Annotated in this window: 20 protein-coding genes and 1 other RNA gene; 6 read left to right on the plus strand and 15 right to left on the minus strand. The window is 71.5% G+C overall.

Translation table 11 applies throughout. The annotated features are described in order from the left end of the window. Positions 1-475: 475 nt before the first annotated feature. Positions 476-1228, plus strand: coding sequence for a YebC/PmpR family DNA-binding transcriptional regulator (locus A37W_RS0104170; protein ID WP_018301765.1), 753 nt, complete (start codon positions 476-478; stop codon positions 1226-1228). Between the two features lie 289 nt (positions 1229-1517). Here the strand turns inward: A37W_RS0104170 and A37W_RS0104175 are convergent, their stop codons facing one another. Both A37W_RS0104175 and mgtE read right to left on the minus strand, forming a co-directional pair. After that, the gene (locus A37W_RS0104175; RefSeq protein ID WP_018301766.1) at positions 1518-2078 is read right to left on the minus strand and encodes a 5-formyltetrahydrofolate cyclo-ligase; all 561 of its coding nucleotides are present in this window, start codon (positions 2076-2078) and stop codon (positions 1518-1520) included. Next, positions 2075-3475 carry a magnesium transporter gene (gene mgtE, locus A37W_RS0104180; RefSeq protein ID WP_018301767.1) on the minus strand — a complete coding sequence of 467 codons (1401 nt, stop codon included), beginning with the start codon at positions 3473-3475 and terminating at the stop codon, positions 2075-2077. Before mgtE ends, A37W_RS0104175 begins: the two co-directional genes overlap by 4 nt. A gap of 407 nt (positions 3476-3882) precedes the next feature. Between mgtE and guaD the strand changes: the two genes are divergently transcribed. Then, on the plus strand, positions 3883-5169 hold the full coding sequence (gene guaD, locus A37W_RS0104185; protein ID WP_018301768.1) for a guanine deaminase: 1287 nt from the start codon (positions 3883-3885) through the stop codon (positions 5167-5169). A gap of 3 nt (positions 5170-5172) precedes the next feature. On the opposite strand, the gene A37W_RS22695 is transcribed toward guaD, so the two are convergent. The 3 genes from A37W_RS22695 to A37W_RS0104205 all read right to left on the minus strand — a co-directional run bounded on the left by A37W_RS22695 (position 5173) and on the right by A37W_RS0104205 (position 7212). After that, entirely contained in the window at positions 5173-5679 is a 507-nt protein-coding gene (locus A37W_RS22695; RefSeq protein ID WP_018301769.1) for a CAP domain-containing protein, read from the minus strand. A 279-nt stretch (positions 5680-5958) separates the two neighbouring features. Beyond that, complete coding sequence (hisN, locus tag A37W_RS0104200) at positions 5959-6777, minus strand: histidinol-phosphatase (RefSeq protein ID WP_018301771.1); 819 nt, start codon at positions 6775-6777, stop codon at positions 5959-5961. Between the two features lie 69 nt (positions 6778-6846). Next, positions 6847-7212, minus strand: a complete 366-nt coding sequence (locus A37W_RS0104205; protein WP_018301772.1) for a helix-turn-helix domain-containing protein — start codon at positions 7210-7212, stop codon at positions 6847-6849. 283 nt (positions 7213-7495) lie between these two features. Between A37W_RS0104205 and A37W_RS20940 the strand changes: the two genes are divergently transcribed. Further along, a complete protein-coding gene (locus tag A37W_RS20940) occupies positions 7496-8425 on the plus strand; it encodes an NADPH:quinone oxidoreductase family protein (protein ID WP_018301773.1) in 930 nt (309 codons plus the stop codon). Here the strand turns inward: A37W_RS20940 and A37W_RS0104215 are convergent. Continuing rightward, positions 8406-9281 (minus strand): LysR family transcriptional regulator, encoded by an 876-nt coding sequence (locus A37W_RS0104215; protein WP_018301774.1) that lies wholly within the window; start codon positions 9279-9281, stop codon positions 8406-8408. The genes A37W_RS20940 and A37W_RS0104215 overlap by 20 nt on opposite strands. Positions 9282-9370: 89 nt before the next feature. Here A37W_RS0104215 and A37W_RS0104220 point away from each other — a divergent pair, with 89 nt between their 5' ends. The 3 genes from A37W_RS0104220 (at position 9371) to A37W_RS0104230 (ending at position 11326) form a co-directional block, all read left to right on the plus strand. Beyond that, positions 9371-9604: a YjiS-like domain-containing protein gene (locus A37W_RS0104220; protein ID WP_018301775.1), complete on the plus strand. Its 234-nt coding sequence runs from the start codon at positions 9371-9373 to the stop codon at positions 9602-9604. Between the two features lie 179 nt (positions 9605-9783). Next, positions 9784-10560: a Bax inhibitor-1/YccA family protein gene (locus A37W_RS0104225; protein ID WP_018301776.1), complete on the plus strand. Its 777-nt coding sequence runs from the start codon at positions 9784-9786 to the stop codon at positions 10558-10560. A gap of 178 nt (positions 10561-10738) precedes the next feature. Continuing rightward, positions 10739-11326, plus strand: a complete 588-nt coding sequence (locus A37W_RS0104230) for a hypothetical protein (protein WP_018301777.1) — start codon at positions 10739-10741, stop codon at positions 11324-11326. A gap of 1 nt (position 11327) precedes the next feature. Here A37W_RS0104230 and A37W_RS0104235 read toward each other — a convergent pair whose 3' ends face one another. The 9 genes from A37W_RS0104235 to A37W_RS0104270 all read right to left on the minus strand — a co-directional run bounded on the left by A37W_RS0104235 (position 11328) and on the right by A37W_RS0104270 (position 17126). Continuing rightward, positions 11328-11831, minus strand: coding sequence for a GNAT family N-acetyltransferase (locus tag A37W_RS0104235; RefSeq protein WP_018301778.1), 504 nt, complete (start codon positions 11829-11831; stop codon positions 11328-11330). Between the two features lie 118 nt (positions 11832-11949). Continuing rightward, positions 11950-12117: a 50S ribosomal protein L33 gene (gene rpmG, locus A37W_RS0104240; protein ID WP_018301779.1), complete on the minus strand. Its 168-nt coding sequence runs from the start codon at positions 12115-12117 to the stop codon at positions 11950-11952. A gap of 104 nt (positions 12118-12221) precedes the next feature. Next, the gene (locus A37W_RS0104245; protein ID WP_018301780.1) at positions 12222-12620 is read right to left on the minus strand and encodes a PAS domain-containing protein; all 399 of its coding nucleotides are present in this window, start codon (positions 12618-12620) and stop codon (positions 12222-12224) included. Between the two features lie 89 nt (positions 12621-12709). After that, positions 12710-13095, minus strand: an RNA gene (rnpB, locus tag A37W_RS22705) — RNase P RNA component class A. Positions 13096-13128: 33 nt separating this feature from the next. Next, positions 13129-13785 (minus strand): N-acetylmuramoyl-L-alanine amidase, encoded by a 657-nt coding sequence (locus A37W_RS0104250; protein ID WP_018301781.1) that lies wholly within the window; start codon positions 13783-13785, stop codon positions 13129-13131. A 47-nt stretch (positions 13786-13832) separates the two neighbouring features. After that, entirely contained in the window at positions 13833-14630 is a 798-nt protein-coding gene (locus A37W_RS24215; RefSeq protein WP_018301782.1) for a hypothetical protein, read from the minus strand. A 37-nt stretch (positions 14631-14667) separates the two neighbouring features. Then, a complete protein-coding gene (gene gatA / locus A37W_RS0104260; protein ID WP_026198287.1) occupies positions 14668-16152 on the minus strand; it encodes an Asp-tRNA(Asn)/Glu-tRNA(Gln) amidotransferase subunit GatA in 1485 nt (494 codons plus the stop codon). Positions 16153-16154: 2 nt separating this feature from the next. Continuing rightward, positions 16155-16442 (minus strand): Asp-tRNA(Asn)/Glu-tRNA(Gln) amidotransferase subunit GatC, encoded by a 288-nt coding sequence (gatC, locus tag A37W_RS0104265; protein WP_018301784.1) that lies wholly within the window; start codon positions 16440-16442, stop codon positions 16155-16157. Positions 16443-16472: 30 nt separating this feature from the next. Continuing rightward, positions 16473-17126, minus strand: a complete 654-nt coding sequence (locus A37W_RS0104270) for a hypothetical protein (RefSeq protein WP_018301785.1) — start codon at positions 17124-17126, stop codon at positions 16473-16475. Positions 17127-17193 lie beyond the last annotated feature (67 nt).

A 17193-nucleotide genomic window follows, 5' to 3' on the forward strand; every position in this document is an offset into this window, starting at 1 on the left:
GAGCGAAGGACCTTGGGCTCGGTGGCCAGACGGGCCGGTCCGGTCTGCGGATGATGCACGTCGATCCACCGCTTCGAGACGTCGACGCCGATGCACTCTTCTGTCATGATCTTCTCCTGTCCCTGTCGGTGCGGGGTCTGGTCACGCAGCCCCAAGCAACTGTTCAGGTTGACGATCCAAAGGCGGACGGCTCCCGCGCCGGCTCGCGGGCTCCAAGCCCTGGGACCTCACGGGATGCCGTCCGCCACCAGCACATTGACATGATTTCGTTAGACAGGGGCCTGGATTGGCGGGCGCGACCGAACCGCGCGAGGCCCCGGGTCAGGCCCGGGGCGGGTTTTTCCGGTCGCGGCCGTAAACCTGCCTCCGCGGCCGGTCACGGACTGGCCTCCCCGCCCCCACCGCCCGCCCTTGCCCCCCGCACCGCCGCTGCCCTATAGAGCGCGACCAAAGCAGCACATCCGTCGAGGGTCCCATGGCCGGCCATTCCAAGTGGGCGAACATCCAGCATCGCAAGGGGCGTCAGGACGCCGCGCGCTCCAAGCTCTTCTCCAAGCTCGCCAAGGAAATCACCGTGGCGGCCAAGATGGGCGACCCCGATCCCGACAAGAACTCGCGCCTGCGCCTCGCGGTGAAGGAGGCGAAGAGCCAGTCGATGCCCAAGGACGTGATCGACCGCGCGATCAAGAAGAGCCAGGGCGGCGACGACGACGCCTACGAGGAGATCCGCTACGAGGGCTACGGCCCGAACGGCGTCGCGATCATCGTCGAGGCGATGACCGACAACCGCAACCGCACCGCGTCGAACGTGCGCTCCACCTTCGCCAAGAACGGCGGCAACCTCGGCGAGACCGGCTCCGTCGGGTTTATGTTCGACCGCAAGGGGCAGGTCGTCTACCCCGCCTCCGTCGCCGACCCCGACACGGTGATGATGGCCGCCATCGAGGCCCGCGCCGAGGACGTCGAGAGCGACGGCGAGGCCCACGTGATCTGGTGCGCCGACACCGACCTCGCCGAGGTCTCGGCCAAGCTCGAGGAAGAGCTGGGCGAGAGCGAGACGACCAAGCTGGTGTGGAAGCCGCAGACCACGGCGCCCGTCGACCTCGACACGCTGACCAAGCTGATGAAGCTTGTCGAGACGCTCGAGGACGACGACGACGTCCAGTCGGTCACCACGAACTTCGAGGCCGACGATTCGGTGATGGACGCCTACGCCGAAGCGAGCTGAGGGGGCGACACGGGGGCCCGGGGCCCGACCCCGGGGAGCACCGGGGCCGCCGGGAAGACCCGTCCCGGGCCCGACCCGGGACCTCGCGCCGATCGGGCGCCCGGTTCCATCGAGGTCCCGACTCAGGGCCGGGACGATCGGGAACCGGAGCTTGATGCGGTTTGCGCCGGCGCAATGTCGGCGCGCCGGTGTCGCTCGGGTCGTGGTCCGATACCACGATTAACAAGGCGGATGTCGGCACCCGGACCCACCCGCGCCCTCCGCCGGGCGGAGTCGCGACGCCCCGCCCTCACCGCGGCTCGATCACCCCGGCTTCCGTCACGATCAGGTCCAGCCGCTCGTCCGTGGCGTCGATCGGCACCGCCGCCACCTCCTGCGCGGCGAAGGCGAAGCCGATCGCCAGCACCGGCCCGCCGGCGCGCAGCCCCGCCAGCGTCCGGTCGTAGAAGCCGCCGCCGTAGCCCATGCGGTAGCCGCGCCTGTCGAACGCCAGCAGCGGCACGATCAGGACCTGCGGCACCACCCAGTCGCCCGCCGCGGGCACATGGGCGCCAAAGGTGCCCTCCTCGGTCTCGGCGTCCGGCGTCCAGAGGCGGAACTTCAGCGGACGGCCCGGCCCCTCGATCACCGGCACGCCGACCGGGCCGTGGGCCGCGGCCTCGGCCATCGCCGGCGTGGGGTCGATCTCGGTCCGGATGCGCATGTAGCCGGACAGCGGCACGCCGCGGTGATCCGCCAGCACCTCGGACAGGCGATCCGCCTGCCCCGGCCCGGCCGCCGCGAACGCCGCCTTGCGGGCGACGAAGGCGGCCTTGCGCAGCGCGTCCTTCTCTTCCTTCGTCGCGCTCATGCCAGCACCATCGAGGCGATGCCGAGGAAGGCGAAGAAGCCGACCACGTCCGTCACCGTCGTCACGAACGGCCCCGAGGCGATGGCCGGATCGACGCCCATCCGCTCCAGCGCGATCGGGATCAGGATGCCGCCCACCGCCGCGGCGAAGAGGGTCAGCATCATCGCCACCGCGATCACTCCGCCGATCAGCGGCGAGCCGAACCAGACCATCGTCACCACCGCCATCGCCAGTCCCAGAACAGCGCCGTTCATCAGCCCTACCACCGCCTCCCGCCGGATCACCCGCCACGAGTTCGACGAGCCGAGGTCCCGCGTCGCCAGCGCCCGCACCGCCACGGTCAGCGACTGGGTGCCTGCGTTGCCGCCCATCGACGCCACGATCGGCATCAGCACCGCCAATGCCACGATCCGCACCAGCGTCTCCTCGAAGAGCCCGATCACGACCGACGCCAGGATCGCGGTGACGAGGTTCACCGCCAGCCACGGCAGGCGCTGCCGCATCGTCTCGCGCACGCTGTCGGACAGTTCGGACTCCGAGCCGACGCCGGCGAGCTGCAGGATGTCCTCCTCGTGCTCGTCGTCCAGAACCTCCATCGCATCGTCGATGGTGATGACGCCGACGAGGCGGTCGTCGTCGTCCACCACCGGCGCCGAGATCAGGTGATACTGGTTGAAGGCGTAGGCGACGGCGCCCTGCTCGTCCTCGACATGGAAGGTTCGGAAGCTGTCCTCGGTGATGTCCGACAGCCGGACGTCCCGCCGCGAGGCGAGGAGGCGGCCGAGCTGGACGTAGCCCTGGGGCTTCATCCGCGGATCGACGAGGACGATGTGGTAGAACTGCTCGGGCAGCTCGGTCTCGGCGGCGCGCAGGTAGTCGATGGTCTGCCCGACGGTCCAGTCCTCGGGGGCGCGGACCAGCTCCACCTGCATCAGGCGGCCGGCGGAATAGTCCGGGTAGGCCAGCGCCTTCTCGACCGCGACGCGATCGGCGGCATCGAGGCCGGCCAGGATCTCGGCCTGCCGCTCCGGCTCCAGATCCTCGATGAAGTCGACGACGTCGTCGGTCTCGAGTTCCGAGATCGCCTCGGCCAGCTGCGCCGGGGCGAGCGTCGCGATCACCTCCTCGCGCAGGTTGTCGTCGAGCTCGGACAGGATCTCCCCGTCCATGACCCCCGGCCACAGCGTCAGCAGCGCCCGCCGGTCGCGGCCGTCGATCTGCTCTAGCAGGTCGGCGATGTCGGCCGGGTGCAACGGCTCCAGCAGCGCCTCCAGCGCCGCGGCGTCGCCCGCCTCGACGGCGTCGAGCACGTCGTCGAACAGCCGCTGCGGCAGCGCGAAATCGCCCGCTTCGTCGTCCCCGGCAATCTCGGTGCGGTCGGTCTGCGGATCGCTCATCTGGCGCGGCTCCCGTCTGTCGCGCTAACCCGCGCGGACCATAGCGTGCGGGGGGCGGGCCACAAGGCGGCGGCCACCATTGAGCGCACCCGTCCCCGGTGAGGGTACCTCAGGCGTTACGGAGGGCAGGGTCTGGCCGCGGTCAGACGCTCCGACGTAGCACTGGATGCACTTTATCCCGCCACCCCGGGACGACTTCGAATGTCTCGCAGGTGGCGAGGAAGCGTCTGGCCGGGGGGCGGCCAGACGCTGCCCGGGCCGCTTACGCGGCTGATTCCGGGCGGGGGCGGAACACGGAACGTTGCTCCTCAAGACCGCCCGGCCCCGAGCCGGGGCCCCGCGCCGTACCCACGACTGTCCCCCGCCGCCCATTGCCCCTCACCAAGGGCCCCCCTACCCTCGCGCCCATGACCACGCACCTCCTTCTCGGCCAGACCCTCTCCTTCACCGGCGACCCCTTCGCCGAGGGGTGGGAGGCGGTCACCCGGCACGAGCGGCGCGGCGCCGTCCTGGTCGAGGGCGGCCGGATCGCGGTGGTCGGCGCGGCCGAAGACCTGCGCGCCCGGCACCGCGAGGCGGAGGTGACCGACTACGGCGACGCCCTCATCTCCGCCGGCTTCGTCGATGCGCACATGCATTACCCCCAGACCGGCATCATCGCGTCCTGGGGCAAGCGCCTGATCGACTGGCTGAACACCTACACCTTCCCCGAGGAGATGCGCCTCGCCGATCCCGCCTGCGCGGCCGAGATCGCGGGACGCACCCTTGACCTCGCCCTCGCCCACGGCACCACGACGGTGGCGAGCTTCTGCACCATCCACGCCCACTCCGCCGACAGCTTGTTCGAGGCGGCCGGAGCGCGGGGGATGGCCGTCGTCGCCGGCCGGACCTGCATGGATCGCGACACCGCGCCCGAGGGGCTGCGCGACACCGCGCAGGCCGCCTACGACGAGAGCAAGGCGCTGATCGCGCGCTGGCACGGGACAGGCCGCGCGACCTACGCCATCACCCCCCGCTTCTCGCCCACCTCGACGCCGGAGCAGCTGGACGCGCTCGGCGCGCTCTGGGCCGAGCATCCGGACTGCCTGATGCAGACCCACCTCAGCGAGCAGCTGGACGAGATCGCGTGGGTCCGCAGCCTCTATCCGGGCGCCCGCGACTACCTCGACACCTACGAATCCCACGGCCTGCTCGGCCCCCGCGGCCTCTACGGCCACGCGATCTATCTGGAGCCGCGCGAGATCGACCGGCTGACCGAGGTCGGCGCGGCCGTGGTCCATTGCCCGACCTCCAACACCTTCATCGGCTCGGGCCTGTTCGACATCCGCCTCGCCGGGCGGATGCGCGTCGGCCTCGCCACCGACACCGGAGGCGGCTCGTCCTTCTCGATGCTACGGACGATGGCGGCGGCCTACGAGATCGGCCAGCTGCGGGGCCGCCCGCTCCACCCGGCTGAGCTGATGTGGCTCGCGACCGAGGGATCCGCCGCCGCGCTGCACATGGCCGGCGAGATCGGCCGCCTGGGCGCCGGCGCGGCCGCCGATCTCGTCGTCCTCGACCTCGCCTCCACGCCCGCCATCGCCCAACGGACGGACCGGGCCGAAAGCGTCTGGGACCAGCTGTTCCCGACGATCATGATGGGCGACGACCGCGCGGTGCGGGATGTCTGGATTGCCGGCCGGCGCCACGGCTGAGGCTCAGCAGCGCGCCATCACGAGGACCCAGATCCGGTTCACCTCGGCCAGGCCGAAGGCGGCGACGTCCCGCCGCGCCATCGCCGAAGCATGCTGGGGCGAGTTCTGCCACCAGTTGAACGCGCCGGACACGTCGGAACTGCCCCACGTGATGTTCTCGGCGACGGCGCAGGACCCGCCGGCGCGCCGCGCCCGCGCCAGGAACGACGAGCCGTCCGATCCGGTGTGACCGCGGAAACCGTTCACCGCCATGTCGCGGGCATGGACCTCCGCCGCGGCGGCGGGCGCGGGGTCGAACCGCACCGGCCCCAGGCCCGACGCGGCGCGGATGGCGTTGAAGGTCGCCTCCGACTGCTGGACGAACGCGGCGGATGCGGGCCGCACCACGACGCTCTCCTCCGCCACCGGCGTGGCGGTCGCCTGCCCGCCGGTGCCGCCCGTGGTGCCGATCGTCACGCACCCGCCCAGCAGCGCCACCGACAGCGCGGCGCCGATCATCGTCATCTTCATGCTGATTCCCCTGTCACTCGTTCCCGACACGAGGGTTCAGCACGAAGTGCCCCTGGGTCAATTCCCAAGTCGCCCCGACCCGGTCTGCCCCGCGCCCGGCGGCCGGAACGTCGGCATGCCGCGCGGCGCGGCGGCGAGGGCGTCCAGCCGGCGATCGCCGCAGCCGACGTTGCTTTCGGCGGTCTTGCCGTCGTCCGCCCACCGTCCGATCCGCCGTCGGGCAACCATCGCCGCGCCGACGCCTAACAGACGATCCGCGACGATCCCGCGGCCGATCGGTCAGGACATCCCGGAAAGAAGCGCCAGCGCCTCGGCGTGAACCTCCCTGTTCGCCGCAGCGATCACGCGGCCGCCGCCGCTGGCGTCGCCGCCCTGCCAGTCGGTGACGATCCCACCGGCCGCCTCGACCACGGCGAGGGGGCCGGCGATGTCGTAGGGGGCGAGGCCGGCCTCGATCACGAGGTCCACCTGCCCCGCCGCCACCAGCGCGTAGGCGTAGCAGTCCATGCCGTAGCGGACGAGCCGGGCCTGCCGCGCGACCGCCTCGAAGCCCCGCCTCTCGTCCGGCGTGCCGACCTCGGGGAAGGTGGTGAAGAGCGTCGCCTCGGCCAGCGGCCGCGCCGCGCGGCAGCGCAGCGGCGCCGCGCCCTGCGGCCCGGTGCACTCGGCATGGCCGAGGCCGCCGAGGAACCGCTCGCCGATGAAGGGCTGGTCGATGATGCCGAGGACGGGACGACCGCCCGTCGCGGCGGCGATGAGGACGCCCCAGGTCGGGGTGCCGCTCATGTAGCCGCGGGTGCCGTCGATCGGATCGAGGATCCAGTCGATCCCGCTGGTCCCTTCCGTGCGGCCGAACTCCTCGCCCAGGATGCCGTCGTCGGGGCGGCGCGCGGCGAGGACTTCGCGCATCGCGCGCTCGGCGGCGCGGTCGGCCTCGGTCACCGGATCGAAGCGGCCGTCCCCCTTGTCGTCGACGGCCAGCGCGGCGCTGCGGAAATGTCGGAGCGTCTCGGGCCTCGCGACGTCGGCCAGCTGGCGGGCCACATCCACGAGATCGGCGCGCGTCGCGGGGTCGAGGTCCGTGCTGCCGTTCGCCATGATCCCGCCTCCGTCACCCGCCGCGGGTATCGCCGGGCGGGCAGGAGGGGTCAAGCGAGCGTGGACGCCTCAGGCCGCTTCGCTGAGGACGCGCGCCAGTTCGAACAGCCGGCGGCGCTGGTTCTCGGGGATCGCGTAGTACGAGCGCAGAAGCTCCAGCGCCTCGCGGTCGCCCATCAGGTCGCCGGGCATGCCCTCGGCCGGGCTCTGGCGGACCTCGTCGATGCCGTCGAAGAAGAACGAGATCGACACGCCCAGGGCGCGCGCGATGTCCCACAGGCGGGAGGCGCTGACGCGGTTCATGCCGGTCTCGTACTTCTGGATCTGCTGGAACTTGATCCCGACGCTCTCGGCAAGCTGCTGCTGGGTCGTTCCGGTCATCCACCTGCGATGGCGGATGCGCTTGCCTACATGGACGTCGACTGGATGCTTCATTTTCAATACCTTCAGCTCTGATCAACTACGTTCCCGCCCCGGCCGGCGCCGGTCCCCGGCGGGCGGCTCACGGCCCGGAGAGCAGGTCCGGACAAGATGAGACGAAACACGTACTGGTTGCATTTGTCACCCTGACCTTTTGGGCAGGTAGAGCTGTACGGGACCGAACAATGGCAGCCCTGTTCGGCCGATGACGCGGTTGCCCCAGGGAACCATTCGGGAGAGCGGGAACGTGCAGGCAGTCAGAGTATCAAGGTTCGGCGACTCGCCAAGGTTGCGCGACGTGGCGGAGCCGGTGCCCGCGCAGGGGCAGGCGCTGGTCCGGATCGCCGCCTGCGGCCTGAACTTCGCCGACCTCCTGATGGCCGACGGCCGCTACCAGCAGACGCCCGAGCCGCCCTTCACCCTCGGTCTCGAGGTCGCGGGCGAGGTGCTGACCCTCGGCCCCGGGACCGATGGCCCGCCACCCGGCACCCGCGTCGCAATCTACGCCGGATCGGGCGGGCTGGCCGAGTTCGGATGCTTCCCCGCCGCCGCCTGCCGACCGATTCCGGACGGGATGCCGGACGAGGTCGCAGCCGGGTTCCAGGTCGCCTTCGGCACGTCACACCTCGCGCTGGCGCGGCGCGGCCGGCTTGCGGCGGGCGAGACGCTGGCGGTGCTCGGCGCGTCGGGCGGCGCGGGCCTGGCTGCCGTGGAGATCGGCCGTGCCCTCGGCGCCCGGGTCATCGCCGTGGCGCGCGGCGCGGCGCGGCGCCAGACGGCGCTGGAGGCCGGCGCCGAGATCGCGCTCGATTCCGAGACGGCGGATCTCAGGGCCGACCTGAAGGCGCTCGGCGGGATCGACGTCCTGTACGACCCGGTCGGGGGCGCCCAGGCGCGTGCGGCGGCGGGCGCGCTCCGCCCCGAGGGGCGGCACGTGGTGATCGGCTTCGCCTCAGGCGAGGTGACGGAGGTCCGGGCGAACCACCTGCTGGTGAAGAACGTCGACGTCGTCGGCGTCTGGTGGGGCGCCTACGCCGCCTTCGCGCCGGACGTGCTGAACGGCAGCCTCGACACCCTGACCGGCTGGTATCTGGACGGCAGGCTGAAACCTCTCGTCGGCGCCCTCCTGCCGCTGGAGCGGGCGACCGAGGGCCTCGCCATGCTGAGGGATCGGCGGGCCACCGGGAAGGTCGTGGTGACGATGCCCCCTACTCGGCCGCCGACCTGAGCGCGGGCACGTCGTAGGCCTGCCGGACGAGGTCGACGAGGGCGCCGATCACCGGCTGCATCTTGTCGGCGCGGGCGTAGAGGTTGATGAACACCTCCCGCAGGTCGGGCAAGGCGCCACCGTGGACGATCGCTTCGAAATGCCGCGGCTCGGTCCCCGCAATCATCGTGTGTACGGCCAGATCCGCGCTCACCGTCGCCTCGACGGTGCGGGACGAGTTGCTGTCGACCGCCATCTCCCACGGGATCCCCGCCTCGTCGAGGCGGCGCTGCACCCCCTGGCGGAAGATGCATTCATGCTCGAACGCCAGCCGGAGCGGCCGCTGCCGCCACGCCTGCCCGCCCGGCGCGCCGACCCAGATCAGCCGCCGCTGCGCCAGGAGGATGCCGCCCTCGCCCGTGCGGTCCTCGGTCGTCAGGATCACGTCCACCTCGCCCCGTTCGAACTGCGTCAGCAGGCGCCGGGTGAAGGACGACACGAGATGCACCTTGACCCGCGGAAACTCCGCCGCGAGACGGTGCAGGACCTGCGGGATCGCCGGATAGACCACGTCGTGGGGCACCCCGAGGACGACCTCGCCCTCGAAGTCCTGCGCCGTCAGCCGGCCCCAGACCTCGTCGTTGAGCGCCAGCATCCGGCGCGCGTAGCCGAGGAGCTGCTCGCCCGAGGCGGTCAGCGACACGCCCCGCCCGGTGCGGTCGAGGAGCTGCAGGCCGAGGCTCTCCTCCAGCCGCTTCAGCTGCATCGAGACGGCGGACTGGGTGAGGTTGAGGAGGCCCGCGGCGCGGGTAACGCCGCCCGACTCGGCGACGGCGGCGAAGGAGCGCAGCGCGGTGAGGTCGAGATTGCGGGGCACATCAATCCTCGTGATGGATTAACCGTCGAACATTCATTTCAAAGATGCATGGAGGTGCTCCATATATCAAGCATCGAAATGACACCCCGATGATTCATCACGACGAGACCGACATGACCGCCCTGCCCCGCACCCGCCCCTTCCTTCCCGGCCGCCTCGCCCTCGCCGGCGCGCCCCTGCAGATGTTCGCCGTCTGGCGCCAGCGCCGCACGCTCGGCCAGCTCGACGCGCACCGCCTCGCCGATCTCGGCCTGACCGCCGCCGAAGCCGACGCCGAGGCGCGCCGCCCGCTGTGGGACGTGCCCGCGCGCTGGCGCGCCTGACGCCAGGGTTCCAGCCTCCGCCTCCCCCGCGCCCCGTTCCGGCGGGGCGTCCCCGCCACGCAATGATCGCGCGGCGCATGTTGTCGCACCCGCAATTCTTGAAAATGCACGCACGCTTGACGATATTCAGGATCAAGCGCGTCACGCCGGCGCGACGGGAACATCAAACGGAGGATTCGATGGCTGAACTCAACCGGATCTCGGCCAATGCGGGCGCCGGAGTCCGCACGGCCCGGATCGACGAGGGCCTGCGGGCTCACATGAACAAGGTCTACGGCACCATGTCGATCGGCATGGTGATCACGGCGCTCGCTGCCTGGGCCGTGTCCGGCCTCGCCGTGACGACCGAGGCGACGCAGTACGCGCTCGGCGACGGCGAGTACCTGACCGACTTCGGCTACGCGCTCTACGCCTCGCCGCTGAAGTGGCTGATCATGTTCCTGCCGCTGATCATGGTCTTCGCCTTCTCGGCGATGATCAACCGCCTGTCGGCGGCCGGCGCGCAGACCTTCTTCTACGTCTTCGCCGCGGCGATGGGCCTGTCGATCAGCTCCATCTTCCTCGTCTTCACCGGCTACTCGATCGTGCAGGTCTTCCTGATCACCGCGATCGCCTTCGCCGGCCTGTCGATGTGGGGCTACGTCACCAAGAAGGACATCTCCGGCTGGGGATCGTTCCTGATCATGGGCGTGATCGGCCTGATCGTGGCGTCGATCGTCAACATCTTCATGCAGTCCGAAGCGATCATGTTCGCGATCTCGGCGCTCGGCGTCCTGATCTTCGCGGGCCTGACCGCCTACGACACGCAGAACATCAAGAACCAGTACCTCGCGCACGCCCACCACGGCGATGCAGAGTGGCTGGGCAAGTCGGCGATCATGGGGGCCCTGAACCTCTACCTCGACTTCATCAACATGTTCATGTTCCTGCTGCAACTGTTCGGCAACCGCGAGTAACCCGCGCACCGTCGACGGACGACAGGGCCGCCCCCCGGGGCGGCCCTTTTTCTTGGTCCGGAGGCGGCCGGAGGGCGCCCCGGGCCCGCGATTGCAGTAGGCAGCGCTGCGAACCGTGCTACACTCGGAGCCGGCGTTGCCTCCTGTCAGCGCTTCTCACGCATTCGAAGGGAAACCCATGGGGGTCCGGGACCACCGTGCAGGCTACCTGGCCAGGGCGACGGAGATCGTCATCGGAGCCGTCGGCGTCGCCGCCGCGACCGTCGTCGTTCTCATCCTCTGGACCGGGCCCGACTGGTTCACGCCGGCCAGCGAGACGCTGACGTCGATGCGCCTCGCCACCGCGCTGTGCTTCGCGCTGATGGCGCCCGCCCTCATCCTCGCCCGGCTCGGTCAGGCGCGGTGGGCGTGGGTCTGCGGCGTGGCGGTGGCGGCGATCCTCGCGGGCAACCTGTACGCGTCGCCCCTCCCCTGGCTGGGAGAACGCATGCCGGCGGGCACGACGCTCGGCTTCGTCCTCGCGCTGCTGTGCCTGTGGGGCCGTCTCGGCGGCCCGATCGGCCCGTTTCCCGTCTCGCTCTTCGGCGCGTCCTCTGCGATCGGTGTGCTTCTCTGCTCGGACTTTTCGCGCACGCCCGAGGAGGCGCTCGGCTGGCTGACGCAGATGTCGATGCAATCGGCCGCGCTGTTCCTCGTGATGTTCGGGGCGATCCTCTTCGCGCCGGTGGCGCCGGAGCCGCGCCACGATCCCGTCGCCGGAGTGTAGGCTACATCCTCCGCCGCATCGCGACGGCCGGGAAGGTGATCCCGGGCGCAAGCGGCATGTCGACCGGCCCGACCTCCTCGAACCCCAACGAGGCGTAGAACGGCACCGCCGTCCGCGTCGACAGGCACCGCATCTCGTCGATGCCGGAGAGCGCCGCCGCATCCAGCACCCGCGTCAGCACCGCCCGACCCAGACCCTGACGGACCAGCCGGTCGTCCGTCACCACGTGCCGCACCTCGCCCCGTCCGTCGCGCCGCCGGCTCCACCCGCCCGCGGCGACGAGACGGCCCTCGCCGGTCTCGGCGACGTAGTAGGTGCCCGACGCCAGCAGCCGCGGCTGCGCCCGCGCCAGCAGGGGCACGGCGGTGACGAGGATCGAGGGCGGGTAGTCGGCCTTCAGCAGCCGCGGATAGGCCCGCGCGAACAGCGCGTCGAGCCGGGCAAGGTCGGACGGCCGCGCCGGCCGGACCTCGAAGGCGGTCCGCTCTGCGGACCGGGCGGTCATGGAGCAGGACCGGTCATCGCCCCAGTCTGCGCCGCCCGGCCGGGCACGTCCAGACAAACGGAAAGGGCCGCGCCCCGGCGGGGACGCGGCCCTGATCCCGCAAGCGGGAGAGGCTAGATCACTTGATCTTGCCTTCCTTGTATTCGACGTGCTCGCGCTTGACCGGGTCGTACTTCCGCACGGTCATCTTCTCGGTCATCGTGCGCGCGTTCTTCTTGGTCACGTAGAAGTGCCCGGTCCCCGCGGTGGAGTTCAGGCGGATCTTGATGGTCGTCGGTTTCGCCATGGGTCTCGCTCCGGCGGAAGGGCGGGCGGAGGGCCCGCGCTGTTCGTGAATCTCGAAGCCCGCCTTTTATCCGGACCCCCGCCCCTGTCAACCGCCAAAGGGGCTCAGACGGGTCGCGTCACCGCGAGGATGCTCTCCACCGCGCCGTCGGCGTTGACGATCGGGCTGAGCGTGACCTGCCAGGTCCGCGACGTGCCGGCCAGGTCGCGGTCCGCGCTGAGGCGCGCGATCTCGCCCGACGCCGCCCGCCCGAACGCGGCGCGCAGCTCGGGCTCCGCCGCCTCGGGCCACAGCTCCCACCATTGCCGGCCGACGACGTCGCGGCGGTCGCTGAGGCCCATCAGCGCGAGTCCCGTGTCGCTGACGAAGGTCACCCGCCCCTCGCGGTTCAGCAGCTTCACTCCGTCGGGCGAGGCCCGCAGGAAGGCGAGCGAGAAGGCGGGGGCGTTGTCGGCCCCCAGCACGTCGAGCGGCGAGTCGGTGGCGTCGTGCGGTCTGCTCACGGTCCGTCCTCCGGCGCGGCCGCGGCGGATTCCGCCGCGATTACAAATGCATTGCCTATGAGCGTAATATCGCCGAGACGCGAATCAAGGTGCGCGGAGGGTCTGTAAGCCGGATTCTGTGCCTCCGGAGACACGCCCCGGAGCGACGACCATTCCTCTCGGGCACGCGTTGCCGCGTGCCTCCAGCTGCCAACCCGGGCCTCTCGGGGTCTGGCGTCCCTGCGGAAGTCACCCTCCGCGCGAGGCCCCTATTCGGCATTGCTCCCGGTGGGGCTTGCCGTGCCGGTCCGGTTGCCCGTCCCGCGGTGGGCTCTTACCCCACCGTTTCACCCTGACCCGGACGTGCCGGGCGGACTGTTCTCTGTGGCGCTTTCCCTCGGGTTGCCCCGGCCGGGCGTTACCCGGCACCGTGCCAGACGGGAGTCCGGACTTTCCTCGAAGACCCGGAGGCCCCCGCGGCCGTCCGACCCTCCGCGCCCGCGTCCCATATGCGGCGCGCCCGGCGCGGTCAATCGCGGGCGGACTGGACCTCGGGCGGGGTCGTCAGCCGCCGCGCCGGCCAGCGCAGGGCGAGATCGCGGGCCATCGCCGTCTCGCGCCCCGTCAGCGGTCCCGTCGCGTGCGGCGCGAAGCGCAGGCGGAACGCGGCGAGCAGCGTCTCGATCGGCAGGGCGGGATCGTAGCCGAACGCCGCGAGGGCCTCGCGGAACGCTGCCGGATCGGCCTCGCCCTCCGCTCCCTCGGGCCAGACCGACAGGTCCGCCCGCGCCAGTCGCCGCCAGTCGAACAGCGGCCCGGGATCGGCCTTGCGCACCGGCGCCATGTCGGAGTGACCGATCACCCCCTCGGGCCGGACGTCCCACCGCGCGGCGATGCCGGCCAACAGCGTCTCAAGCGCCAGCATCTGCGCCTCGGGGTACGGCGTGCGGCCGTCGTTGGCGAGTTCGATCCCGATGGAGTGCGAGTTCACGTCCGCGGTGCCCGCCCAGTGGCCGGCGCCCGCGTGCCAGGCGCGCTCCGCCTCGTCCACCAGCGCCCAGGTCCGCCCGCCCTCGCCGATGAGCCAGTGGGCCGACACCTCGGCCGCCGGATCGCACAGACGCTCCAGCGCGGCGTCGCAGGTCGCCATCGCGGTGTAGTGGATCACGACGAGGGACGGGCGCACGCCGCCCCGGCGCGGCCCCCGATTCGGCGAGCGATGGGTGGTGACGCTCAGCCCTGCCCCACTGCGGCGCGGAACGGCGCCGGGTCCCAGCCGCAGGCGAAGCCGTCGCCGTCGGGATCGATCCCGAGGCTGTCGCGCTCCGGCCCGCCGCGGGACAGGAAGTCGCGCTGCGCGTCGTCGGGCGAACGGTAGGCCGAGCAGTTCCGCTCGAACCGGGCCTGGGTGTGGAAGATCGAGCGCGAGTACCATTCCTGCCCGCGCCGGTTCGGCGCGTTCAGGGCGTACTGGATGATGTTCGGCCCCGCGTCCGCGCGCTGGGGCAGCGCGGTCGGCTGCACGACCTCGTACTGGGCGGCGAGCTCGCGGATGCGGGCGGCGTCGGACTCGATCGATTCGCGGCTGGCGACGGCGTCGAAGTTCTGGGTGTCCGAAATGCCGCCGTTGTTCACCGATGCGGGCGCCGCGTTCGACGGGCTGGCCTGCAGGCCCGCAGTGCGGTTCGGATCGAGACCGGCCACGGTCGCGGGCGCGGTGCCCAGCGGCGCGGCGCTGACCGGCGCGGCGGAGGGCAGCGTCTGCGCCGGGCCGATCCCGGCGGCGGCGAGGTCGGCGCTGCTGATCCCGCCCGGCGCAGTCGGCGCGGCGGAGGGCGTCGCGGCGACGGGCGGCGCGGCCGTCGGCCGGACGGCGCTCTGCAACTCGGCCTCGCGGCGGGCGCGCTCCAGCTCGTACAGCGAGTAGTCGGAGTATCCGACGCCACGGCCGCTGTCCGGCACGCTCGGGGCGCAGCCGGCCAGCAGGGCGGCGGCCAGCGCCGCAGAGATGATCTTCGCAGTCCCGGTCATCGGTCCACCCTGACCCCTGGAAACACGGTCGTCGCTTCTACCACCACTTGCCGGGCTTGGCCACGAAGTTCGCCGCACGTTCCAGTGCGTAGGCGGTGTTCAGCAGATCGCCCTCCTCCCACGGCCGGCCGATCAGCTGCAGGCCCAGCGGCAGGCCCTGCCGGTCGAGGCCGGCAGGCACGGAGATGCCGGGCAGGCCGGCGAGGTTCACCGTCACGGTGAACACGTCGTTGAGGTACATCTGCACCGGATCGGCGTCCGCCATCTCGCCGAGGCCGAAGGCCGCGGACGGCGTCGCGGGCGTCAGGATCGCGTCGACCCCGTTCGCGAACGCCTCCTCGAAGTCGCGCTTGATGAGGGCGCGGACCTTGCGGGCGCGGTTGTAGTAGGCGTCGTAGAAGCCGGCGGACAGGACGTAGGTGCCGATCATCACCCGCCGCTGCACCTCGTCGCCGAAGCCCTCGGCGCGGGTCTTCTCGTACATTTCGGCAATGCCGTCGCCCTGCGCCAGCTTCGCCCGGCGGCCATAGCGCACGCCGTCGTAGCGGGCGAGGTTGGACGACGCCTCGGCCGGGGCGACGACGTAGTAGGCCGGCAGCGCGTACTTCGTATGCGGCAGCGAGATGTCGACGATTCGCGCGCCCGCATCCTCCATCATCCTGCGGCCCTCGGCCCACAGCGACTCGATCTCGTCCGGCATGCCGTCCATCCGGTACTCGCGCGGGATGCCGATGGTCTTGCCGCGGATGTCGCCGGTCAGCATCGCCTCGAAGTCCGGCACGGGAAGGTCGGCGGAGGTGGAATCGAGCGGGTCGTGCCCGGCCATCGCGCGCAGCAGGATCGCGGCGTCGCGCACGTCCCTGGCCATCGGCCCGGCCTGGTCCAGCGACGAAGCGAAGGCGATGATGCCCCAGCGGCTGACCCGACCGTAGGTCGGCTTGATCCCGGTGATGCCGGTGAAGGCCGCGGGCTGGCGGATCGAGCCGCCGGTGTCCGTGCCGGTCGCGCCGAGGCAGAGGCCGGCCGCCACCGCCGCCGCCGACCCGCCGGACGAGCCGCCGGGCGTCAGCGCGGTGTCGTCGCCCTCGCGCCGCCAGGGGTTCACCGCGTTGCCGTAGACGCTGGTCTCGTTCGACGAGCCCATCGCGAACTCGTCCATGTTCAGCTTGCCCAGCATCACCGCGCCGGCTTCGAACAGCTGGCGGGTGACGGTGGATTCGTATTCGGGGCGGAAGCCGTCGAGGATGCGGCTGGCCGCCTGGCTCGGCACGCCTTTCGTGCAGAACAGGTCCTTGATGCCGAGGGGGATGCCGTTCAGGTCGGGCGCGTCGGCGCCGCGACGGGCGTCGGCGGCCGCCGCCTGCTGCCGCGCGATCTCCGGCGTCTTGTGGACGAACGCGTTCAGCGCGTCCGCGCCGTCGATGGCGGTCAGGCACGCCTCGGTCAGCTCGGCGCTGGTCACGTCGCCCTTGCGCAGCGCGTCGCGGGCGGCGGCGATGGTGAGGCTCGTCAGATCGGTCATGGTCACTCCACCACCTTCGGCACCGCGAAGAAGCCCTCGCGGGCGTCGGGCGCGTTCTTCAGCACCTCGGCCTGCCGGTCGCCGTCTGTCACCACATCCTCGCGCCGCTTCAGCCGCATCGGCGTGACGCTCGTCATCGGCTCCACGCCGTCAACGTCCACCTCGTTCAGCTGCTCGATGAAGCCGAGGATCGCGTTGAACTCCTCGGCCAGCGCGGGCAGGCGCTCCTCATCCACGCGGATGCGGGCGAGATGGGCGACACGGGCGGCGGTGTCCTTGTCGATGGACATGGGGGCCTCCTTGAAGGGATCGCCCCGCGTCTAGCGCCCCCTCCCCCCGCCTTCAAGGCGCGGCGCGTAGGGACGCCGCAGCTCGGCCATCCAGCCGAGGACGATCGCGTTGAGCAGGTGCCACAGCCAGTGCGTCCCCTGCGGGAGCCGGTCGCAGAGCGGGGCGTCCAGCGCGCGAACGGTGATGGAGACGCCGAGGAGCGCGGCGGCGGCGATCAGGCCCCAGCCCAGCGGCGGCGCGGGCCGGACGAGCGCCACGCCCCACGCGCCGATCAGGATCGCGATGGCGATGTAGAATGCATTCGCGCCGAGCGCCGGGGCCGCGACCTGCAACTGGTGCCCGCCGATCACGGCGAAGCCGAGGTAGAAGGCGGCGATGACGAGGCCGGCGGTGCCGCCACGACCGAGGAAATCCCGGACCGCGGCGTGAAGATAGATCGCCGCGAAGGCCAGGATGGTCAGCGTGTCGAGGACCCCGGCCCAACCCCGCGCCAGCGTGTGCCACAGGCCGCTCGCCACGCCGATGGCCAGGAGCGCGAGCGCGAGCGCCCGCCCGGTGCGGTCGACGGCCCGGGCCCAGGTGATCCACGCGGCGAGGAGGAAGGCGACGTTGGTGACGGCGTTCAGCGGCTCGGCCCAGAGGTCCGGGTCGATGCGCTCGCAGTAGCCGAAGGTCGGGTCCATCGCCGCGCAGGATCGTCGGACGGCGCGCGCGCCGCAAGCGGCGCGTGGGGGGCGCTGCCCCCCGGCC

It is taken from the genome of Wenxinia marina DSM 24838, from assembly GCF_000379485.1.
Lineage (GTDB): Bacteria > Pseudomonadota > Alphaproteobacteria > Rhodobacterales > Rhodobacteraceae > Wenxinia > Wenxinia marina.